At 48.3% G+C, this 21,735-nt stretch carries 22 protein-coding genes and 1 tRNA gene; 6 read left to right on the plus strand and 17 right to left on the minus strand.

Going from position 1 to position 21,735, the window contains the following annotated elements:
• Positions 1–105: 105 nt before the first annotated feature.
• The 14 genes from QGG23_07475 to QGG23_07540 form a co-directional block, all read right to left on the minus strand.
• Positions 106–705, minus strand: a complete 600-nt coding sequence (locus tag QGG23_07475; protein ID MDP6049263.1) for a VTT domain-containing protein — start codon at positions 703–705, stop codon at positions 106–108.
• 118 nt (positions 706–823) lie between these two features.
• Positions 824–910: transfer RNA gene (locus QGG23_07480), tRNA-Ser, on the minus strand.
• Between the two features lie 374 nt (positions 911–1,284).
• The gene (locus QGG23_07485; GenBank protein MDP6049264.1) at positions 1,285–2,067 is read right to left on the minus strand and encodes a TatD family hydrolase; all 783 of its coding nucleotides are present in this window, start codon (positions 2,065–2,067) and stop codon (positions 1,285–1,287) included.
• A 58-nt stretch (positions 2,068–2,125) separates the two neighbouring features.
• Positions 2,126–2,449: a hypothetical protein gene (locus QGG23_07490; GenBank protein ID MDP6049265.1), complete on the minus strand. Its 324-nt coding sequence runs from the start codon at positions 2,447–2,449 to the stop codon at positions 2,126–2,128.
• Positions 2,450–2,630: 181 nt separating this feature from the next.
• Complete coding sequence (locus QGG23_07495; protein MDP6049266.1) at positions 2,631–2,903, minus strand: UPF0147 family protein; 273 nt, start codon at positions 2,901–2,903, stop codon at positions 2,631–2,633.
• A gap of 111 nt (positions 2,904–3,014) precedes the next feature.
• Positions 3,015–3,692, minus strand: coding sequence for an HAD-IA family hydrolase (locus QGG23_07500; GenBank protein ID MDP6049267.1), 678 nt, complete (start codon positions 3,690–3,692; stop codon positions 3,015–3,017).
• A 163-nt stretch (positions 3,693–3,855) separates the two neighbouring features.
• On the minus strand, positions 3,856–5,172 hold the full coding sequence (locus QGG23_07505; protein ID MDP6049268.1) for an ABC transporter permease: 1,317 nt from the start codon (positions 5,170–5,172) through the stop codon (positions 3,856–3,858).
• The gene (locus QGG23_07510) at positions 5,165–5,896 is read right to left on the minus strand and encodes an ABC transporter ATP-binding protein (GenBank protein MDP6049269.1); all 732 of its coding nucleotides are present in this window, start codon (positions 5,894–5,896) and stop codon (positions 5,165–5,167) included. The genes QGG23_07505 and QGG23_07510 overlap by 8 nt, the downstream gene beginning before the upstream one ends.
• Before the next feature lie 97 nt (positions 5,897–5,993).
• A complete protein-coding gene (locus QGG23_07515; protein ID MDP6049270.1) occupies positions 5,994–7,568 on the minus strand; it encodes a D-aminoacylase in 1,575 nt (524 codons plus the stop codon).
• Between the two features lie 380 nt (positions 7,569–7,948).
• Positions 7,949–9,301: a dihydroorotase family protein gene (locus QGG23_07520; GenBank protein ID MDP6049271.1), complete on the minus strand. Its 1,353-nt coding sequence runs from the start codon at positions 9,299–9,301 to the stop codon at positions 7,949–7,951.
• Positions 9,302–9,382: 81 nt separating this feature from the next.
• Entirely contained in the window at positions 9,383–9,922 is a 540-nt protein-coding gene (locus QGG23_07525; protein ID MDP6049272.1) for a hypothetical protein, read from the minus strand.
• A 43-nt stretch (positions 9,923–9,965) separates the two neighbouring features.
• The gene (locus tag QGG23_07530; protein MDP6049273.1) at positions 9,966–10,802 is read right to left on the minus strand and encodes an NAD(+)/NADH kinase; all 837 of its coding nucleotides are present in this window, start codon (positions 10,800–10,802) and stop codon (positions 9,966–9,968) included.
• Between the two features lie 43 nt (positions 10,803–10,845).
• Positions 10,846–11,526 (minus strand): protein-L-isoaspartate O-methyltransferase, encoded by a 681-nt coding sequence (pcm, locus tag QGG23_07535; protein ID MDP6049274.1) that lies wholly within the window; start codon positions 11,524–11,526, stop codon positions 10,846–10,848.
• Between the two features lie 49 nt (positions 11,527–11,575).
• A complete protein-coding gene (locus QGG23_07540) occupies positions 11,576–12,715 on the minus strand; it encodes a CoA transferase (protein MDP6049275.1) in 1,140 nt (379 codons plus the stop codon).
• 171 nt (positions 12,716–12,886) lie between these two features.
• Between QGG23_07540 and QGG23_07545 the strand changes: the two genes are divergently transcribed.
• On the plus strand, positions 12,887–13,063 hold the full coding sequence (locus tag QGG23_07545; GenBank protein MDP6049276.1) for a hypothetical protein: 177 nt from the start codon (positions 12,887–12,889) through the stop codon (positions 13,061–13,063).
• A gap of 21 nt (positions 13,064–13,084) precedes the next feature.
• On the opposite strand, the gene QGG23_07550 is transcribed toward QGG23_07545, so the two are convergent.
• Positions 13,085–13,573 carry a hypothetical protein gene (locus QGG23_07550; protein ID MDP6049277.1) on the minus strand — a complete coding sequence of 163 codons (489 nt, stop codon included), beginning with the start codon at positions 13,571–13,573 and terminating at the stop codon, positions 13,085–13,087.
• 101 nt (positions 13,574–13,674) lie between these two features.
• Between QGG23_07550 and QGG23_07555 the strand changes: the two genes are divergently transcribed.
• Complete coding sequence (locus tag QGG23_07555) at positions 13,675–13,980, plus strand: cell division protein SepF (protein MDP6049278.1); 306 nt, start codon at positions 13,675–13,677, stop codon at positions 13,978–13,980.
• 5 nt (positions 13,981–13,985) lie between these two features.
• On the opposite strand, the gene QGG23_07560 is transcribed toward QGG23_07555, so the two are convergent.
• Entirely contained in the window at positions 13,986–15,899 is a 1,914-nt protein-coding gene (locus tag QGG23_07560) for a beta-CASP ribonuclease aCPSF1 (protein ID MDP6049279.1), read from the minus strand.
• Positions 15,900–15,910: 11 nt separating this feature from the next.
• Positions 15,911–16,543 carry a proteasome subunit beta gene (locus QGG23_07565; protein MDP6049280.1) on the minus strand — a complete coding sequence of 211 codons (633 nt, stop codon included), beginning with the start codon at positions 16,541–16,543 and terminating at the stop codon, positions 15,911–15,913.
• A 198-nt stretch (positions 16,544–16,741) separates the two neighbouring features.
• On the opposite strand from QGG23_07565, the gene QGG23_07570 reads away from it, so the two are divergent.
• The 4 genes from QGG23_07570 (at position 16,742) to fen (ending at position 21,327) form a co-directional block, all read left to right on the plus strand.
• Positions 16,742–17,791, plus strand: a complete 1,050-nt coding sequence (locus QGG23_07570) for an NAD(P)-dependent glycerol-1-phosphate dehydrogenase (protein MDP6049281.1) — start codon at positions 16,742–16,744, stop codon at positions 17,789–17,791.
• A gap of 92 nt (positions 17,792–17,883) precedes the next feature.
• Positions 17,884–20,055 carry a CDC48 family AAA ATPase gene (locus QGG23_07575; GenBank protein ID MDP6049282.1) on the plus strand — a complete coding sequence of 724 codons (2,172 nt, stop codon included), beginning with the start codon at positions 17,884–17,886 and terminating at the stop codon, positions 20,053–20,055.
• A gap of 9 nt (positions 20,056–20,064) precedes the next feature.
• Positions 20,065–20,280, plus strand: a complete 216-nt coding sequence (locus QGG23_07580) for a hypothetical protein (protein ID MDP6049283.1) — start codon at positions 20,065–20,067, stop codon at positions 20,278–20,280.
• 3 nt (positions 20,281–20,283) lie between these two features.
• Positions 20,284–21,327 carry a flap endonuclease-1 gene (gene fen, locus QGG23_07585; protein MDP6049284.1) on the plus strand — a complete coding sequence of 348 codons (1,044 nt, stop codon included), beginning with the start codon at positions 20,284–20,286 and terminating at the stop codon, positions 21,325–21,327.
• The last annotated feature ends 408 nt before the right edge of the window (positions 21,328–21,735 follow it).

Genomic DNA, 21,735 nt, shown 5'->3' on the forward strand with positions numbered 1-21,735 from the left:
TCTGCTACATGAACGCGTACACAAGTCCAAAAGACGTGACGCAGCATCAGCAACAAGAACTCCAGCAGGGACAGCTGCTACAACCTGCTTAAAAACCAATAACGCTTAGTCTTTGATGGATTTAAGGTCACTATCGTCGATGAATCTCGTCCAGTCGATCGTCATTATTACCACTAGGACGATGACTAATAGGGCCATAGAGACTACCCCACCCAGGACCCCCCCTGACTTGAAGATGTCCTTCACGAATACGTAGCTGTACCTCCCGGCATATGCAACGAAGGACAGCATTATTGTTTTCCCCAGGAACATGGCCCCTAGGGCTTTTTTAAAGTCATATCTGAGGACACCGAGAGGGATGAGTATAACGTCATCTGGGAGCGGAAGCAGAGCGAAAAGGAAGATAATGGTAACCCCGTATCGCTGGACGAGGTTCTTGGCACTCTCTAGGCGTTCCTCGTAGCGACCCTTAATGACCTTACGACCCCCCATGCCGACGAGATAGGCGGAAGCCTGCCCGACGGTGGACCCTATACCGCAGACGAGACCTAGGAGGAGAGGATTAAGGGTGGACCCGAATGCGTAAATGGTAATTGTAAAAGGAACGGGGAACAAGATGGTTAAGTTCCCGAAGAGGGAGATCAGAAAGGCTCCAAAGTAGCCGTAGTTAATGACGAGGTCACCCATCCAGCCCCACACGTCCACCGCCAATTCTCTCCCGTGATTTACTGGAAGATGAACGGGGGGAACAATATATGAATCTACGCTAAAGACCGAATAGGGTAACCAATATCCTGCCTCCTAGCACTAACAACCAAAAGAATGGCGCCGGGAATGGGATTCGAACCCATGCGCTCCGGAGAGCACCAGTTTTCAAGACTGGCGCCTTAAACCACTTGGCTATCCCGGCCCACTCAAAATGCCCCCCACTTAAGTAAATCTTTATCGCCCCATAGTTCATCCTAAAGCATTAGTGTTATACAAAATCCTATGAAACTAATCGCGCTGAGGATGATATCAGGACCACCTTCAATGTAAGCATAAACACCAATAACGCATAGTTCATCAACGAGTGAAACGCAGTCACCCAGAACCAGTGGAAAGAACCATAACAGCTACGCGCGCGATTTTTTGTAGAGGAAGACAAAAAACGAGTTAAAAATGCTATCACTTCATAGATAGAGGAATAAATTTCCAATACTATTCCAGGCGCTAGAAGACTGCTCAAAGTCTATAATCTGCTTCTATTCATTTATTTATACTTAAACTAGCCCAAGATCCAGCTTAGATACAAAAAAACCTCTTGGCATTACGAGAAGTAACCTCGGCCACATCTTCCTCGGATATCCCTTTTAGCTCTGATAATGCCCTCAGAGTGAGCAAAATATCTGCGGGTTCAGCCCTTTTCCCGTGATAACTGACTGGAGAATCTGTCTCGATGACAATACGTTCAAGAGGCGCCTCGGCGAGAGCTGCCCTGTGATCCCTACTGAACTCCGCTGCGGGAGTAGCCGATATAAAATAACCCGAATCCAAGACCTTATGTAGAACCTCTAGGGGCCCGCTGAACCAGTGGAATATAATCCGGCTGGGTCCATGCTCGCTTGCGAGGGTTAAGGCATCATCCCATGCTCCCCTCCCGTGTACCAAGGCTGGTTTTTCGTGCTCCAATGCAATCTGAAGCAGTTTAATATAGATTTTCCGTTGTTGTTCTCTTGCATCCTCACTCTTTTTTGCCCCTCGGTACCAATAATCTAGACCAATCTCTCCTACGGCTACACATTGGTCAATGTGCTCAATGATAAACCTAATAGTCTTCTCAGTGTCTGCGACCATCCACTCCATCGGGTGAATGCCAAAAGCGGGATACACGTATCCCTTATAATCGCTAGCCCATCCAAGGGTCGCTCGCGATGTCTCTAGGTTTCCACCGACAGCGATAATGGCATCGATACCGACTGCCCTCGCTCTCTCAATAACTCCCTTCCGGTCTTCTAGGTTACTGAGATGAGCATGGGTGTCCACAAGCCTGATGGTACCCGCATCCTCTCTCACAACTATACTCATAATCCAAAAGGAGGCGAATAATAATATCAATTAATCTATTATGACTTATTCAGTTCTTTTATCTCCAACTGTCAAGTTCCGCTTCCTGCTTCTGGCCCTCCCTCTTTCTCTTAAAGACGTACCATATTAACCAGGAAAACGTGAATATCGGGAGAACGTCTAACCCTGGAATGAGCTCCAAGAAAGTGATGGCTCCGATCCACCTGAAGAAGAACACGGAGAAAGTAATCCCCACAATGTCGATGGGATCCCCTGCTACAGGCATCATGAGAAGCGGGAAAATGTACTCTATAAGATCTAGACTCACACACACAACGAGGGTCAGAACCTCGTCCCAGTAATACTGCAGAAGCCAAGGAATAGAAACCGTGCGATTGTACAACGATACATAATCTCGGGGCTCATATTTAAAACGCAACTATACGATTTTGGCTAGCGAATACCTTTTCTAATCGGAAATAAATGAATTAACCACGAAAAACCTTAATCCCCACTAATTACCAACAGCAGAGATGTTCAAGGTAACTTTTTCACTAATAAGAGAAATGTAAAAACCGAGAATCCTAGTCTCGGATACCTTCTAGAACGCTTATGGCATTCCAGATCCGGGTCCTAGTATACATGGGCATATTTGGGTCCTGAGAAATCTGATCCAGGAGGTCAATGGCGTTTGCCGCTCTTGCAGCCGGGCTTAGACTCTCATCCAGTAGCAAGTCATTTGCCTTTTTCGCTGTCCTCCGGATATTTCTCGGAGTAGTGTTGTCCTCGGAGACACGATTCAATACGGCCATAGCTTGGCTCAGTTTCTGTTTGTAAACTTCTTTATTATCTGGCAAATTCTCACTTCCAATTATTCGGTGAAACAGATAGACGAATCTGATTTTGATTATACTCCTCAGAGTATCGATAAAAGCCTATCCATCAAATATAAAGGCAACTTTGAATTTCTATTTTTTTCCTCGAAGGTAAGCAGGCAGATCTATAACGCTTTCCAGGAGAACTTGGGGGAAACACCCGTCCCACGAAAAGTCCCCATGTCGCCCGGTCTTGACCCCTATGAAAAAAACCTCAGCGTTCGCCGCGCTATTAGCATCTATATGATTATCGCCAATGAAGATGATCTCATTCAGATTCAGGTTAAGTAAGGTTGCCGTATGTTCCAGAGCTTCACGGTATGGTTTAGGCTTGGGAGTCTCACCCCTTCCAAGGATTACATCAAATAGGTCATAGGCGCCGATTTTTGTTAGGGCTTCTACAGCGTAGGCATGGTGGCTCCTTGTGAGGACTGCTAGCTTGTAGCCTGATTCTCTAAAGTTTTGGAGGGCATTCTGTACTCCATCTATCTCAGAGATGTCTTGGACAGCATCAAGCTCTCCCTGATTCATTATCTCTTCTAGAGTCTGTCTCACTAAGTCGATATCAACCTGTTGTTTACCATTTTCTCGTAGAATTTTCTCGGAGGTCGCAATTATCACGACTGTAGTCTGTTTAGGGGTGAGGATATCTTTTGGAATTCCGTTCTCCTCGAGGAAATTGATCATCCGCTCTTTCATTACAGTGAAATTTATTGAGGTATTAATCAGTGTGCCATCAAGGTCAAAGATTATTCCCTTTATGGTGTTCATGATTAATATTCATCCTCTATAGGATATTGGTGAAATCTTTCGAGACCCGATTTAAGGTTTTGGTGGTATCGCGCGCGATGTTCAATCTGTTCGCACACAGGAGTATTCGTTTGTCGTAAGGACTGAAATTAAAGGACTAGGAGTTTAAAAAGGGTAAAAGAATCTATTTGGATCTTTTTCCTAGGAGTTTCTTGATTTCAAAGGAGGTAAATCTTGCAGTGATGATCCTTTCAGTGGAAAAGATCCTAGCAGCAATATATAGAACAACGAGGGTGAACGCCGTAATGTACCCTATGCTCCTAAGAACGAGGGTATAGTTCCCTATGAAGGCTGCCTTTGAAGCGATGATGCTATGGGTGTATGGAATCATTAAAAGGATCATCTGTATTGCCTTGGGGAGCATCGAGAGGTCGCTGAACATAAGGATGATCGCGGGGAGCATAATGGGTATAGTAAGGAATCCAGTGAGACTCTGAGCGCTCCTGACGTTGTCGGTGAAGGTAGCCAGGCTTATCGCGAGGGCAAGGCCGGAAACGAGGGTCACAAACATATTGACTCCCAGGAGCATAGTTCCCAGTGGCTCGAGGCCGATTGAGAGGTCTTGGGTAGACATAGTAGTGAGCTCTGAGGTGAAGCTGAAGGCCGATGTCATGTAGTAGCCGAAGCCAATCATGTATGCGATGGCCCCAGCGACGGCGACTACGATGCTGCCAGCGAGCTTTCCACTGAGAATAGTAAGGCGGCTAACTGGAAGAGTCATAAGTGTCTCCAGGGTCTTTTGTTCCTTTTCGATAGCGATGCTCGTTGCTGCCATCTGGATCGAAAACATGAGCATAACCATTACCATAACAGGGAGCATCACGCTCTGGGACATTATGACAGAGATGATCTGAGAGGGAGCTACATTTATGACGTTCCCTTTGATTATTGATTGATAGTCGACGCTAATGGGACTCCTGACAACCCTCGCTTCCCTCATCTCACCCGCTTGTTCCAAAAGGTTATTGATATTTGAGATGGAAAGGAAGTAGGCGTAATAGTTGATGAGTCCCCCAATAGCGTCCGTTGAGCTTGTTTCTGCAATAGAAAGGCTCCTCAGGTTAGCGTACACCTTCAACTCTCCTCTTAAACCTTGGGAGACGTTTTTTGAATAACCTTCCTTGATCCATAAGAGCGTGGTAGCGTTAGTTTCCTGGTATTTTCGGAGAGCGTCCTTGATTCCATTTGCATCGATCGTGAGAACGGTGTTGTTTCTGTGGAGATAGTCGAGAAGAGCAGTTGTGGTTACCCCATCATCTTCGTTGTAAATGGCAAATGATGCTGTGATCAACGCCCTCTGGACTGAAGTGGTAGAGATATTTATTGCGGAGCCCATCAAGGGGAAAATGATGAGGGGCATAAGTATGACTCCGATGAGGATCTTGGGATCCCTTATAAGCTCCTTGATCTCCTTCAGGACTAAGCTCCATAAGCTACCCAAGCTTTGCTATCTCCATGAAGACCTGCTCTAAATTATCCGCTGAAAACTTCTGGTTTAACTCGTCGGGACTCCCTTCGGCGATTATCTTCCCCTCGTTGATTAGAGCGACACTGTGACACAAGTACTCGACCTCAAGCATATTGTGACTGGAGAGAAGGATCGTGACTCCTTTGTTGGCCGCGTATTCTTTGATCACCTGACGTACGTGGAAAGCGTGGACTACATCCAGCCCTGAGGTAGGCTCGTCGAGGATTAGCAACTTTGGCTTGACCATCAATGCCCTGGAAAGGAGCAGTCTGCGTTTCATCCCTCTACTGTAACCTTTGATCCGGTCGTCGAGGCGTTCACTGAGGCCAGAAACAAGCTCGGCCTCTTGAAGCATCTCGTCCGCTGATTCCTTGCCATCAGCATAAAACCCTGCCATGAAACTGAGGTATTCATACCCCGAGAGGTTTTGATATGCTCCTGCTTCCTCAGGGAGATAGCTTATGATCCCCCTGACCTTCTCGGCGCTTTTCACGACCTCATTCCCGAAGATTGTAGCTGACCCAGAGGATGGCTTTATGAGGGTGCTGAGGATTCTGAGGGTGGTTGTTTTTCCTGCTCCGTTTGGCCCAATGAGACCATAAATCTCCCTTTCTCTAACTGTAAAGCTGATGCCTTCGAGGGCTACGATTTCACCAAATGTCTTTGTAAGGTTGTTTATCTCGATGGCGTTCCACATCTTTTTTTCCACTCTTCGAATTAATCTAGTGTGAAGCTTATAATCTTATTTCAAGAGCAGTGCAGAATAACGGAAACCCCTTTTTCAGTGGTGCATTTCAGCGGTGTCTGAGCACTTTTCCCGCTCTTTTTCCCGTATGTACGCCATTTTCGACGGTGACAGATCCGTTTACAAGAACATATTCGATCCCCTCTGGGAACTGGATCGGGTCCTGGTATGTACCTTTGTCAATGATCGTATCAGGGTCGAAAATAGTGACGTCGGCAAACATCCCCTCCTTTAATAACCCCCTATCACGAATGCCGAAGGTCTGGGCAGGTAGGGAGGTCATCTTCCGTATCGCATCCTCAAGTCGGATAACGCCCTCTTTGACATATCGCCCTAGGACTCGGGGAAAACTTCCGTAGGCTCTTGGGTGAGGTTTACCTCGTAGAACTAGCCCGTCGGTGCATACCATTTGGAATGGGCTCCTCATCACGGTGCGGACATCCTCCTCTGACATCATGAAGCTCACCATGGTGACCGCGTTCTCCTCCTCCATGATGATGTTGAATAGAGTTTCAACAGGGTCCTCTCCCCTCCTCTCAGAGACCTCCCTGAGGTTAAGCCCTTCATAAGGCTTGTTTTTCTCACTGTTCATCGATGTGACTAGGATATTTTGCCAACCCCAGTTGAGGCCCCGACTCTCGGTGATTAGTCCCCTGATCTGCTCTCTCTCAGATGGGTCTCGGAGCCTTTCTAGCATACGATCTGTGCCCCCCTCGTGAGCTGAGATGGGCAGGAGACTGCTGAGGAATGTGCTCCCAGCTATGTATGGATACTGGTCAATTGTGAATTCGACTCCATCATTCCGGTGTGCATTAATCTTGGCGATTGCCTTTCCCGCTTTCCCCCAGTTCTTAGATCCGCTCACCTTGAAGTGACTGACATGAACATGGATACGGGCGTCTACCCCGATCTTAGCGACCTCGTCAATGGAGTCGAAGAGACCGTCCCCCTCGTTTCTCATGTGCACAACAAAGATCCCGCCGTAGTTCGCTGCCACAGAGCAGAGCTCGGTTAACTCGGCAGAGTTAGCATAGACACACGGTGGGTAGATGAGGCCGGTGCTGAGGCCGAAACCTCCTGCTGCAATTGATTCTGACAGAATTCGTTTCATTGTGGATAACTCGGTCTGTGTGGGTGATCTGTTCTCCATTCCCATGGCTAGAAGGCGGAGGTTGCCGTGCCCTACAAGGGCGGCTATATTGGTTGAAGTCTTGGCCTTGTCAAGGGCTCTTAGATATTCCCCAAATCCTCTCCAACTCCACTCGATCTCAGGATCACCGTTGAGGCCCGCGAGGTATCTTCTCCAGCCATCAACAGTCTCGTCGCTGATTGGCGCCTCCCCGAGTCCATCTTGACCCACGACTTCTGTGGTAATGCCCTGCATGATTTTCTGCTTTGCCTCGGGTTCTGCAATGAGCATCAGATCAGAATGGCTATGAGTGTCAATAAATCCTGGGACAGCCAATAACCCTTCAGCATCTATAACATAAAGGGCATCCTCAATTCGCCCAATCTTTGCGATCCTTTCACCAATAACTCCAATGTCAGCCTTAAACCAGGGATTACCTGAACCATCAATAATTCTAGCGCTTTTTATGACGAGATCAAACACCTGATGTTCCATCCAAAGGCCATCCCTAGAATCTATGCTCGGGAAAAACCTTTGTAATTACTTATTTGTTTCGTTTGTCAACTAAAAAGAATAATAGGGATAGCTTTCTATCAAAATGAAATTAGATGGTGTGACCCGGAAGATTGAAATCGTTTTTCATAAAATAGTCGATAATTATTCATAACCCCATTTTAAAGCTGGAGTCTTTGTAAACAAGATATAAGGGGGTGAAGCAGAAGGGGTATAAATAAAGCAAAAAGAAAAGTAGTAAAAAACGTGTTGTTCATCCTTTCTAAGAAGTTACCTCGATAGTCCTCGCTTAAGAAAATGTTTCCTTCTTTAGGTTATTCATGTGCCAAATCGTAACTCTGAAATCAATAAATAATTCAGACCTATTCTCTTCCAGAGCGCGGGTGTTTTGGTCGTTGGTATTTACCGTAGCCTGGCCTGCCAATGATACTGCCCTCCTCCATGATGATCTCTCCCCGAACAATTGTTGTAACGGGTATACCTTTCCCTTTGTAACCCTCAAAAGATGTGACCTTCTGCTTCGAGTAAAGATCATCGCCCTTGATCTTGAACTCTGCGTTCAGGTCCACGACGATGAGGTCGGCATCAGCCCCGGGGATTATGGCACCCTTCCGAGGGTAAAGGCCCATTAACCTTGCTGGATTTTCTGCAAAGGTTTGGACGAGCCTATTCAGCGTGGTTTTCCCTTTGTTCACCGAGTCAAGCATAAGGGAGAGATGGGTCTGGATCCCCGTACCCCCAGAGGGGGCTTCAAAAATATTCTCCCATCCTTTTTCCTTTTCCTCCTTTGGGTAGGGGGCGTGGTCGCTGGCCAAAACGTCTATTACACCAGAATTGAGACCTCTCCAAAGGGCCTCCTGATCATTGGGCCCCCTGAGCGGTGGGTCCATCTTGGCGTAGGGCCCGATCTCCTTCATGGCTTTGATGTTAAGGAGGAGATAGTTGGCTGAGGTCTCCCCCGTTACATTCTGCCCCTTGTTCTGTGCCAGGGCAAGTGACTCTACGGCTCCCCTGGAAGACATGTGGCAAATGTGGAGATGGACCCCTGACTCTTTTGCCAGGAGGATGGTTCTAGTCGTAGCTTCATCCTCGGCTACTGCGGGTCTGAATTCTGCGTGAGCAATTGGGTCTAAACGTCCAAGTGCCTTCGCCTTCTCTATACCCTGAGCCACGATGTCTTGGTTTTCGGCGTGGATGAGACAGGGGAGACCTGTCTCAGCGATGGTCGTAAAGTTGTTGAGCATCTGATAGTCTGTGGCCGCGAGCTCCTTGAACCGGGCGGTCATGAAGCTTTTATATCCTACAATCCCCTCCTCCGCCATAGCTAGTAGGGTCTCGGAGTCAAGCGCTCCAGCTCCTCCGATGAATGCATAATCTACTAGAGCCTTTCTATTAGCGATTTCGACTTTTTTCCTGATTGCCTCTACCGAGACCACTGAGGGGACAGTATTGGGCATATCGGCAACTGTGGTTACGCCCCCTGCGGCTGCAGAGCTGGTGCCAGACTCGAAATCCTCTCGGTTTGTGAATCCCGGATCCCTGAAATGGACATGCATGTCGATCATTCCGGGTAGGACAAGCTTACCCTTGGCGTCAACGACTAGAGATGCATCCGGCTGCAAGGCTCCATGAGTCAGGGATTGGATCTTGCCTCCGTCAATGATGAGGTTCCCTTTGAAAAATCCACCTTTAGTGTGAATTTTACCATCTAATATGATGAGATCAACCGTCAGATCTGTTCACCGATCCATCCTACCATAATCATTACATATATTTTTCTGAGGAACTAGGGAGAGTCAATCGATTTTTCTCTCGGTGGAGGGTCTGCGCTTCAGGAAAGTCCCGCAGACTGAGCAGACATTGTCGATGGGAGGACCCTCAAATGTTCGCCTACACCCGGGGCAATACGTTATCCATTTGTACCTGCGCTTGATGCCCCGGGTTCTGACGCTCTTGATGCCCAGCATCATCCGGTCAGCAATATTCTGGACGGCGTAGTCATCGGAGACTATAATTGTTCTATTTCCTTCACCTTGTAGCTGTATTCCTAGTGACAGCACTTGAAGGTCAGCCTCCGATAGGACCCTAGTCTCCCCTAATTCTGATAAGACTCGTTGAACCTCTTTTCGGTATTTCTCCTCAGGTTTAAGGACTATTAATAACCCTGTTCTCTCAGCGTTCTCGAGGCGGAATCTCTGGAGTCCGCCCGCCCTTATCTCCCCCTTTACTGCTGGCACGGTATAAAGAGACTCACCGCTTCTAGGTGACCCATATCCAGCGATGAATGCTGAGGTGTCGAGAACAAAAACTTCTGTTTCGTCGCCTACGCTGGACATTTTATCAATCCCATAAGGAGCCCCCATAAATTCTGGTTGTCCCTTACTTTGACTCCTTGAAAACAAGGCGTCTCTCAAGCCTCTCGTAGAAAGGCTTGAATCTGATGAATCTAGCCACGTGCTCACTTAGCTGCACTTTTATCGTTGTAGGGGGTTTTGTCGCTGTAAAATCTCTCCCATCGATGATCACCATCCCCTCTGATCTGGGTTTCAAAAGTTCCAGAGTGATGATGTCCCTATGCGGTATTACAATGCTCCTGAAATAGCTGTACGGACTAATAGCAGTGAGTATAATACTATTAATCTCTGGATGAAGGATAGATCCCCCAGCTGAGAGATTGTAAGCAGTAGACCCTACCGGCGTCGAGGCCATGACTCCGTCAGATTGAATGTCAATCAAAGGCTCTCCATTGACCTTGATTTGAACATCGATAGCCTTTGAAGGCATCGAGGATGCCAATAGTACCTCGTTAAGGCTGTCAGGGAAGACCTTTCCCGTTTCTAGATGTCTAGAAGATAGCTTGATGCATCTCTCAATTTCATAGTCCTCCGTCAGAACTCTATCCAACGCATCGTTTACATAATTTGGATGGACTTCTGTGAGAAAACCCCGGCTACCCTTGTTTACCCCGAGGATAGGGGTACCTGGTTCCTGCATCTGCATTACAGTTCGCAGTATTGTGCCATCCCCTCCCACGGTGACCATGAAATCGGGGGACATCTCCCCGAGGTCTGTATGCCCCCCCGGGTTTTCCATACTAAGAGCAGTCTCGGTCTCCAACTCCACGTCAACCCCATTGTTCATAAGATACTGGGCAATATCCTGTGCAATTTTCAGAGCCTTTCGATCATTGAGCCTCGAGATCACACCCGCTTTCATTACGTCTCATAGTAGATGTGTATTCTAGTACTTTTAACTGGTTTCAACCCCAAGGTCTTACTACATAGCCATATTTTCCGGTTAGGGGAACATATGAAACCTTCATCAAAATCCTTTTTTCGATAATTCCATCATCTTTTTTTTCAAGGAGAATAAGATCTTGCCCTGAAACACTATGAGGACCACCAACAGGAGCCATGATCTTACCTGGGGCATTTAACTGCTCAATGAGGGGTAAGGGGATCGCTGGGCAGGCCGCCGTGATGCAGATGGCGTCATAAAGGGCTTCTGCTGGATAACCTAAAGATCCGTCTCCGTGTACCAGCACCACATCGTCGTATCCAGTCCTGCCTAGATTCTCCCTCGCGAAGTCAAAGGTTGTTTGGTTGATCTCAATAGAAACTACTAGACCACTCGATCCAACAAGCTCCCGGGCTATGGCAGCCCCATATCCTGAGCCAGCCCCCACCTCGAGAACCCGGTTCCCCTCTACGAGAGTAAGGGGCTCATAAAAAATTGGATACATATATGGAGCGGATATGGTCTGTTTTCCATCCCCCGGAAGGGGGAAGGGCTGATCCACATAGGCGTGATCTACATAGATGGAATGCATAAATTCCTCCCGAGGTATCAGCCTAATAGCTTCGGCCATAGAGTCCGATTTAATGTACCCGGCCCTGATGTGTCTCTCGATCATTTGATCTCGCAGCTCGGACATCATCATGGAGACCTAAATGAACATGGGCTGATGGATTTAAAAATAGTTTAGATGATCAACCTAGAACTCCGGCTTTTTTTAACTCCGTTATCTGGCCCTTTGTGTAGCCGAGGAGCTCCGTGAGAACCTCTTCGTTGTGCTCCCCCAGTTGGGGTGCAGGCATCCGAACGGTGGCTGGACTTTTACTAAGCTTCACCGGGAACCCAGGACTCCTCACTTTTCCCGCAGTTGGATGCTCTATCTCAGTGATGATCCCTCTTGCCTTTACGTGAGGATCCTCAAGCATCTGGTCGATCCTATATACGGGAGCGACGGGAATAGACTCTGCTGCAAGAGTCTCTACGATTTCCATCACGTTCCGGGCGGAGCACCACTTAATGAGCTCCTCGGTTTTCTCCAGCTTTTCTACGTCCATACCTTTGGCGAGTCGGGGGACCATGTATGGGTCAGCGGCTATGTAGACATATCCATCAATAGCTTGGAACATCCCGAACGTACTAAGCCCCATATACTTTTTGCTGGCCTGCCAGGGAAACTCACCACTCATCGTGTATCTGGTAACAGAAACACCTGTCTGAGCTATCATGCTGTCCAGCTGGGAGACGTCTATGACCTGTCCCTCACCTGTCTTGTCATGGTGGCGGATGGCCCCAAGGATCGCTATGGTCCCGAAGAGGGCCGGGTCTAGATCTCCGTGCCACTCCGCAGATCGGGCAGGGGGCCCTTCGGGGTCATTGAGATCCCCGTTAAGGCGATACCAGCCGGACATAGAAGAGGCAATAGGGGCGAAACTCGTCCTATTGCTATATGGGCCATCGAGGCCGAACCCACTGAGAGAGGCATAGATTATGTCCGGCTTTACTTTCTTTATTTCCTCGTATCCCAACCCGAGTTTGTTCATGGTCCCCCTCTTAAAGTTCTCTACTACGACGTCACACCTCTCGGCGAGCTCTAGGGCGATCTCCTTCGCCTTGGGATCTTTGAGGTTGAGGGTCATTCCTTTCTTGTTCCTGTTGAAGTAAAGAAACACGCTGCTTATCCCACCAAAGAGGGGCGGGTAAAGCCTCGCAATCTCGCCCCATGGAGGCTCAATCTTGAGAACGTTCGCTCCCATATCGGCTAGTATAAGCGTGGTGTATGGGCCGAAATAGACGTGGCTGAAATCTAGGATCGTAATATCGTCTAACATACCCATTTGGTTCACCGGCTCTTCAAATGGATCATCTGACATTAGATAAATTTTATGCGGAAACCGGGGCAATTTAGCATTCGAATCATTTCGTGTACCTCAGAGGTTATCCTTGTATCGAAAGAAAATGTTAAGATTAGTTATTACAGAGCTAAAGAGAATCAGGTAACTTAAGCGATGAAAGAAAAAATATCTGAAAAATTCTGGAAAATCATCAACGAAAATATCAAGAATTATAGGAAGGGTGTTGAAAAATTTGGGCTCTACTGGAAAATATTCTATATCTCGATGATCTCATTTTCATTGATTTTTGTGATATTAGCTTTGTTCCTAGCGATATTATACATTCCCTGATTCATCAAAAACTAGTGAAGTTTAGCTTATCGAAGCCCAGATCTTATCCCCGACATAATGGAGATTCAAAATCACCTTCCCTTTCTTAAGCCTCCTCATTTCTTCAGAAGTAAAAATAGCTGAGCCCACACCTAGAGCCTTCTTGTGATTTACATCCCTTATCACAAGAAGCCCGCCCTTCTTGAATTCACCCTCGATACCCATTATTCCTGGGGCCATCACATCGGCTCCATTGCAGACATATGGTATTGCCCCCATATCGACAAGGGCTGAGGGAAGGCCTTCGAGCACAGGGTTGATAAGGGTAGGAAAGAGTATGTTTTTCTTTTTAGCCAAGATCGCCTCTTTTTTGAAAAAGTATAGCTTAGAGTTATCCTCTAAAGTGGCCTGGCTCACTGCGTTGGTGTCTATAGGCCCGAGGAGGATCCCCGCTTCCCCCTTTAGACTCCTCACATCCCTCCTTCCCAGAACTTTTCGCTTCAGCAACTTTGGTGTTTTTTCTTCAGCCACTATTATCAGCTCATTGAAAAGCCTAATAAGCAATTGTGGGGACTAAAACTATAGTAGCCCTTGGTATAATCCTCTGAGGGATACAACGGGATGGAACTAACATGAGAGGCGTCATTGAGAAGATAATAGGCAGAACCGATGGAAGAGCGGAGGCCCTTAGCGAAATATATGTCAAGGCTATACCGTTGAAATCGTATGAGGACGTTGACATTATTAAGTCTGAGGTGAGGGCCGGAAATATCGTTATCACCAATCTTTCCCCCCTAGCTAAGAACAACATCGAGGACGTTAAGAGAGCAATAAATGAACTCAACGAGTACGCCTCTAGTATTAGCGGTGACATCGCTCGCCTTGGCGAAGAAAGAGTCCTACTAACACCCAAGACCGTTAAGATCTGGCGGGCATAAAAGTTCTAGGCTAGACGGAAGGTTTCGAGTAGATTAGGCGAGTGAGCCCTAACTCCCCTGAACCTTGAGACGGTTCTAGCCATATTTTGGCACTTTGACTCCTCGCCGTGAACCATAAAGACCCTTCTAGGTGTAGGCCTCATTTTCCTCACAAAATTAACGAGTTGATTCCGGTCACTGTGTCCCGAAAAACCAGAAATAGTATGGGTGGTGAGCCCGATGTTAGTGATTGACATTTTACCGTCCCTGTTATAAACCTGGATACTCCGCATTCCTCCTTGGATCCGGTTCCCCTTAGTGCCAGCCACCTGGTAGCTTACGAATAGAAGCCCATTTTCCGGATCAGGGGCAAGTCGTTTAAAGTACTCCATTACGGGGCCCCCTTCCATCATTCCCGCGGTGGCCATTATAATGCATGGCCCCCCCTCGACGATCTCGTCCCTCCTGTTATGATCTTTCACCGCAGTGAAGTTGTTTGATTCGAAAGGGTTCACCCCTTCCCGTAGGATCTGATCCTTCAGCTCAGAGGATAGATAATCTGGGTAGGCAGTATGAATCCCTGTAGCCTCAGAGATCATCCCTTCAATATACACAGGAACCTCAGTGAGACTACCGTCCGCCATGTACTTGTTGATGACCATTAGAATCTCCTGGGCCCTTCCTACTGCAGGTACGGGGATGATCAACTTCCCCTTCTTCAGAATATGATTGGTGTACTCAACGAACTCTGCGTCGGTCTCTGAGCGTGGCGGCGTGATGTTGTCCGGGGCCCCATATGTGCTCTCCATGATGAGGGTCTCAACCCTCGGGAAATTCGAGGTAGCCGACTCTAGTAATGTAGTATATCCAAATTTGAAGTCCCCCGTGTAAACAATGTTATGGAGCCCCTTTCCGATATGGAGGTGAGCCATGGAGGAACCCAAGATGTGCCCGGCATTATGCAGCGTGAGACGGACGTCGGGCGCGATGTCTGTAACCTCACCCCAGTTGAGGGGAATGGTGTGAATTATGGCTTTGTAGATGTCCTCCGCTCCATAGGGCGGGAGCCGTCCCTCCTTGTTCATCACGTCTAGATAGTCTTTTTGAAGCATTGTCATAAGGCTCGCCGTAGGAGCAGAGCAATAGACGGGGCCATCATAACCGTATTTGTAGAGATAGGGTAGAAACCCACAGTGATCCAAGTGAGCATGGGTGATCACGACGGCATCAAGTCTACTCAAATCGAATTCCCCCGTATCGAAACGGGGATATGCATCTACGGTCCTATTAGTGCCGGGATTGATTCCACAATCCATGAGGATGGCGCTCTCTTTACTTCTCACGAGAACCGCAGACCTTCCCACGTGACGGGTACATCCAAGGAAGCTAACCCTGACGTCGCTGGTCCTATTATAAATAGGCCGGAATATGGACTCACCGGCCTCCCGGAGGAATTTCTCCCTCTCTTTGTTTTTAGAGTAAAGGAATCCCCGGATCTGCTTAATGGTGAGACTATGAATAGGGGGACTACGAACCACGTTAGGGTTCCAGCGGGTCTGCTTGACGATCTCGAGGAGATTTGCCCCATCTTTTCCGATTGCAATCCCAGGTTTCTCGACTTCCAGAATAACCTCGCCAAGAGTAGGATCAAAATAACTTTGAACTAAGCCAGCCTCTTTGAGGATACCTTTGACGATCTTCTCAGCCTCGAGTTCATCCACCCTCACAGAGGGATCAGATCGGACTACGATGCGCTTCTTGATCCTCCCTGCGATGTCCGCGACGATATGGCTCTGCTCAACTAGGACTTCGGGCTTCTGAGCATAGAGTGCTAGTCGGGGGCCCTCGAATTCTATCCTAGTTATCCCTATCTCGCGGGGTATATTGGTGAGTATCGTGTTCCTAATCTCTTCGTATGAAAGATTCTGGCTGGTGTTCATTAGGATCTACTTCATAAATTGAGGAGCACTAATTTTTCCTCTTGGGTAAGCTCTCTGAACCCGTCTTGGTTCACGACGGCGATATCAAAGCTGTCGCCGCTTGCAGTATCCCTCTTCATGGCGGAGTCAATAGCGCTGACGACTATGGGAAGCATCTCAATCACGGTACTCCCTTCCTTATATCGATCTTCGAGGACTCCATAGGCAAAAGGAGAACCTGAGCCAGTGGAGACGACATTCTCCTCTAGTAGGCTCCCAAAGGGATCTAGGCTGAATACATGAGGTCCAGAGTGGTCAAATCCCCCAATCAGAGCTTGTAGAGGCAAAACCATCCCAGCCGAGCGACTTGAAAAGAGAATGTTTGAGACCAACCTTGCCGCCGATGCGACGGGCATAGATCTGCCTCTCCGGAACTGGAAGAGCCTTGCATTGATCTTTAAGGTCTCTACTATACGCTGGGCCACAGCGACTCCACCTGCAATGGTCATTGCAAGGGTTTCGGTGATCTGATAGACCTTTTTTGCGTTTTTGCTAGCAACATAGTTACCCATGGTAGCTCTTGTGTCGGTTCCGAGGATGACTCCGTCTTTGCAGACGGCAGCAACTGTTGTCGTTCCTTTATATTCACCTAAGCGATTTTTCATTTTTGTTTACCTCAGTCCTAAAGTAAACGAGAGTAATCCTTAGAAGGAAAACCAAGTTATTTTTCAAGGTCTACTTTAAAAACGTTTCTTTAAGTCCCTCTTTCTATCTTTCCTTATATTCGTTTTTCGGTTTATTTACTAGCTTAAAAAAACCCTTATTGCTATGGGCCAAACATAATTTAGGAAGCTGATATTGTATTGAACAGCGTCCACCGCATTGACCTTCCCCGCGTAGTTCTCGTGGGGTGGGGTGTCCTCAAGTCCTTAAGCAAGGTCTTCCTTGAGTTGGGACTTGAGAGGCCCCTCATAGTCACGGGGAGAGTCACCTTAGGGATCGCTGGTTCTCGGGCCAAGGGTTACCTAAGAGATCGTGGTCTAAATCCGGAATTGGAGCTTTGTACTGAAGCAGATCTTGAGACGGTAGAGCGAATAATCGAGAAAGCTGAATCAATCAAAGCGGACACGATCATTGGGGTAGGAGGAGGACGGACCATTGACGTCGCGAAGCTCAGCGCGGGAGAGAGCAATGCTTTTTTCATAAGCGTACCCACAACTGCGTCCCACGATGGCATCGCGAGCAACTTGGCCTCTGTCAAAGGGTTGGGTCAACCTTATTCGCTGAAGGCTAACCCCCCTATCGCCGTGTTCGCGGACTCCCAGATCATCTCCGAGTCTCCCTATAGATTCACCGCAAGTGGCTGCGGCGATGTTATCTCCAAGGCTGTTTCGGTCCGAGACTGGAGGCTTGCCCATGAAAAGAAAAACGACTATTATGGTGAATATGCTGGTAACCTAGCTCTGTTAGGTTCAGATATCATCATGAGAAATGTGGAGAAGATTCGGGACCGGACTGAAGACGGTTACCGGACACTGTTGGAGGCTCTGGTGAGCTGCGGCGTCTCCATGAGTATTGCTGGGAGCAGTAGACCCTGTAGCGGTTCGGCTCATCTAATAAGCCACGCCTTAGATATGATAGCGCCAGGAGCGGCCCTTCATGGTGAGCAATGTGGTATAGGGACGATAATGATGGCAAAACTCCACGGTCTTGAATGGGAAAAGATTAGGGGGAATTTGACTACTCTAGGGGCGCCGACAAGTGCAGAAGAACTGGGAATAGACGGGGAGACCCTTGTAAAGGCTATCGTCAAAGCTGGAACTATCAGACCAAAACGATATACTATTCTGAATGAAACTAAATTGACTCGGAAATCGGCCAGAAAACTAGCGGAAAGTTGTGGTTTAGTTTAATTTTTTCTCTTAATTGAGGATGCCGCCACAAACTAAGGTTTATAAAACCCAAAATCATCATTCCTTTAGATTATGTTTTAGGTGGTTCAATTTTGGGCGCTTTACAACTTAAAGTAGCTGAGGCAAAGCAGCAGAGGGACGTCGGAAGAAGCATCGCTAGGATAGACTCTGAGACAATGAAGATCTTGGGCGTTACAGTGGGGGACGTAATCAAGATCACAGGAAAGAAGGAGACAGCTGCAAAGGCCTGGCCCGCATACCCGGAGGATCAGGGTCTTAGCCTACTCAGGATCGATGGTTTTATCCGGAAGAACAGTGGGGCAGCCATTAACGAGTTCGTCTCGGTAGAGAAGGCGGACGCTGATTACGCAGTTTCAATCAAGCTGGCCCCCATTGATATAAGGATCAGTGTCGATAGCGACTTTATCAGGTTTGTGAAGGATCGCCTAATCGACAGGCCCGCTGCCAGGGGAGACACTCTCCTTATAATGATGCTGGGGCACTCCGTACCATTTCTCGTGGTAAACACAAGGCCTAGCGGTATAGTAAAGATTTCACCAACAACCGAGATCACAATTCTCAGTGAGCCTGTACCCGAGTTAGAGATCCCGAGTAGGACCACATACGAGGATATCGGAGGCTTAGCAGAGGAGATCAGGAGGATCCGGGAGATGGTTGAGCTGCCTTTACGCCACCCTGAGTTATTCCAACGCCTCGGCATCGATCCCCCGAAGGGGGTTCTTCTTCACGGGCCTCCGGGCTGTGGCAAAACTCTCCTCGTAAGGGCTGTAGCCAGCGAGTCTGAGGCAAACTTTTACGCAATTAACGGCCCTGAGATCATGAGTAAGTTCTACGGCGAGTCCGAGGCCAGGATGCGGAAGATGTTTGATGATGCCGAGAAGAACGCCCCCAGTATCCTGTTCGTCGATGAGATAGATGCTATTGCCCCGAAGCGAGGAGAGGTTACGGGCGAGGTTGAGCGGCGAGTTGTCGCCCAGCTTCTTGCTTCCATGGATGGCCTCAAAGGACGAGGTCACGTTATAGTCATCGGGGCCACCAACAGACCCGACGCAATTGATCCAGCCCTTAGGAGGCCGGGAAGATTTGACAGGGAGATCGAAATCGGAATACCCGACAGGGAAGGGCGCCACGAGATCATTCAAATCCACACCCGTGGAATGCCCCTCAATGATGACGTTAACGTCCAACAGATCTCGGATATAACTCACGGTTACACTGGAGCGGATCTCGAGGCGTTGAGCCGAGAATCGGCAATGAAGTCACTCCGAAGATATCTCCCCCAGATCGACCTGGAGGAGAAGAGGATACCCCACGAGGTTCTCGATGAAATGGAGGTCACTAATACAGACATCTTAGAGGCTTTCAGGGAGGTTACTCCCACTGCAATGAGAGAGGTCTACATAGAGTCCCCAAACGTCCACTGGGACGAAGTAGGAGGCCTTGAGCACGTTAAGCAGAACCTCATAGAGGCGGTAGAGTGGCCTCTCAAGAATCCGGAAATGTTTAAACGCTTAGGCATAACCCCACCCAAAGGGATTCTCCTCCATGGCCCCCCAGGCTGCGGAAAAACACTGCTCGCGAGGGCTGTGGCAACAGAAACCCAGGCCAACTTTATTTCCATCCGGGGACCTGAGATCTTTAGTAAGTGGGTAGGGGAGTCGGAGAAGGCTATCCGAGAAATCTTCAGGAAGGCTAGGATGGCCGCCCCTAGCATCATATTCTTCGACGAGTTTGACAGCTTGGTTCCTGCGAGGGGATCACAAGGCGATACCAGGGTTGCAGAGAGAGTAATTAGCCAGCTTCTCACAGAGATCGATGGTCTCCTAATGCTCCAGAACGTACTAGTCATCGCTGCAACAAATCGCCCTGATATCATCGACCCAGCAGTTTTGAGACCGGGGAGGTTTGATCGGAGGGTCTACGTTCCAGCACCAGATAACGCAGCGAGGCTAAGGATACTCCAGGTTAAGACAGAGAATATGCCTCTGGACAAGGAGGTGAACCTTGAGGATCTTGTGAGAAAGATGGACGGGTATTCAGGTGCCGATATAGAGTCAGTGACCCGGGAGGCCGGGATGAACAGTCTCCGTAGGGATAGGGATACCGAAAAGGTGACCTTCGCGGATTTTGAGGACGCCTTGGCAGCAACCGTCCCTTCGATTACGCCAGAGATGGAGAAGTGGTACCAGCAGACCGATAAGATGTTCAAGGAGCGGGAGAAGCCGCCCATGACCATTGTCTAGGTGATTCAAATGAATGACAGACTTATCCCCACTACTATCTTCGAGGCGTTAGACAAAAGCGGGAGCCTTACTACAGACGCTCTCTACAAGAGGGTGAAGAAGATTCACGGGGACCCAGGCTTGAAATACTTCGATGATACACTGATGACAATGGAGCTCCATGGGATCATCGCAGTATATCGAATGTCCGGGGACAAACGTAGGGTCGAGCTAGTAAGGCGCTGAGCCTTGGGGGTCAAGCTCGGGAGTCTCGTTGAGGCACGCAGAGTCACTGTCGCAGACTTAGCCGGACGCCGGATCGCAATCGACGGCCATAATATACTGTATCAATTTCTTTCGAGCATCCGAAGTAGGCAGGGAGATCCCCTCCGGGACAGGAAAGGGAGGGTCACAAGCCATTTGAGCGGGCTCATATACAGGAACTCTCGCCTAATCGAGGCCGGGATCAAGCTTGTATATGTATTTGATGGAAGGCCCCACAGTTTCAAGGCCCAGGTCATTCGTGAAAGGCGCCAGACCCGCAGGAAAGCTCAGATAAAATACGACTCTGCAGTAAAGGAGGGGCGTGTGGAGGACGCCAGACGGTTTGCACAAGCAACAGCAAAAGTCAATGTAGATATTATCGGAGATGCGAAGAGACTCCTCACATTGATGGGCGTGCCTTGGGTCCAGGCCCCTGAAGAGGGGGAGGCCCAATCAGCTTTCATGGCAACGAAGGGAGATGTATGGGCTTCCGGGAGCCAAGACTTCGATTCTCTCCTTTTTGGTGCGCCTGTTCTAGTGAGGAACCTGAATATAACAGGGAGAAGGAAACTCCCTCGGAAGAACGTGTACGTAAAGGTGGAGCCCGAGATCATTGAGCTTGGAAAGTTCCTTAGGGAGCTGGAGTTAACCCGGGAGCAGCTCATCGACATCGGCATCCTTGTAGGGACCGATTATAATCCCAAGGGGATCAAGGGAATCGGGCCAAAGACTGCCCTAAAGCTCATCAAGAAACACGGAAGCATAGAGAATGCGATACCATTCATGAAGAACCCAGAGTTTCCACACCCGTTAGATGAGATCCGAGAGCTCTTTGCGGATCCTGCAACCGAAAAGGATTACAGCCTTGTTTGGCGTCCCTCGGACCACGATGGAATCATAGGCTTCCTGTGTGGGGAAAGGGACTTTGATCGATCACGGTTGGCTAAAGCTTTAGAGAGAATGGATAAGGGTTTCTCAAGAGCGACGGAGAGGACAACTTTGGACCAGTGGTTCAGGGCCCCTGTATGATCGATTTTGCAGAGTAAGCTTTGCAACTGATATTAAATGTCCTCCGCCTTGCTATGATAGACATTTATTGTACGTAGTGAGTAGGATTCACTCAAGTAGCTGACCGTAGCTTAACTCGACATCAGTTCCGAGTTGGTATGATATCTCCTATCGTACTGCTATCCATCTGGTGGAAGCCGGCCAGGTTACTTGGGGCTCTCAAGCGCAGGGGTCATAGTTCTCAGCTTGCATGTCTCCTTTAGTTCTATAACGAAAAACAAGTGCGATCCTGGCATTCGGAAAACAGCATTAAGCCCAAATTAATAAACAAATGCAGAACATGGATGAGCACGCAAATAAAATGAGCTTACTCTTCATCTCACAGGAATCATAAATATTAGAAATAACACAGTCAATCTTCAATAAAAA

The sequence above is a fragment of the Candidatus Bathyarchaeota archaeon genome (assembly GCA_030739585.1).
In the GTDB taxonomy this organism is placed as follows: domain Archaea; phylum Thermoproteota; class Bathyarchaeia; order TCS64; family TCS64.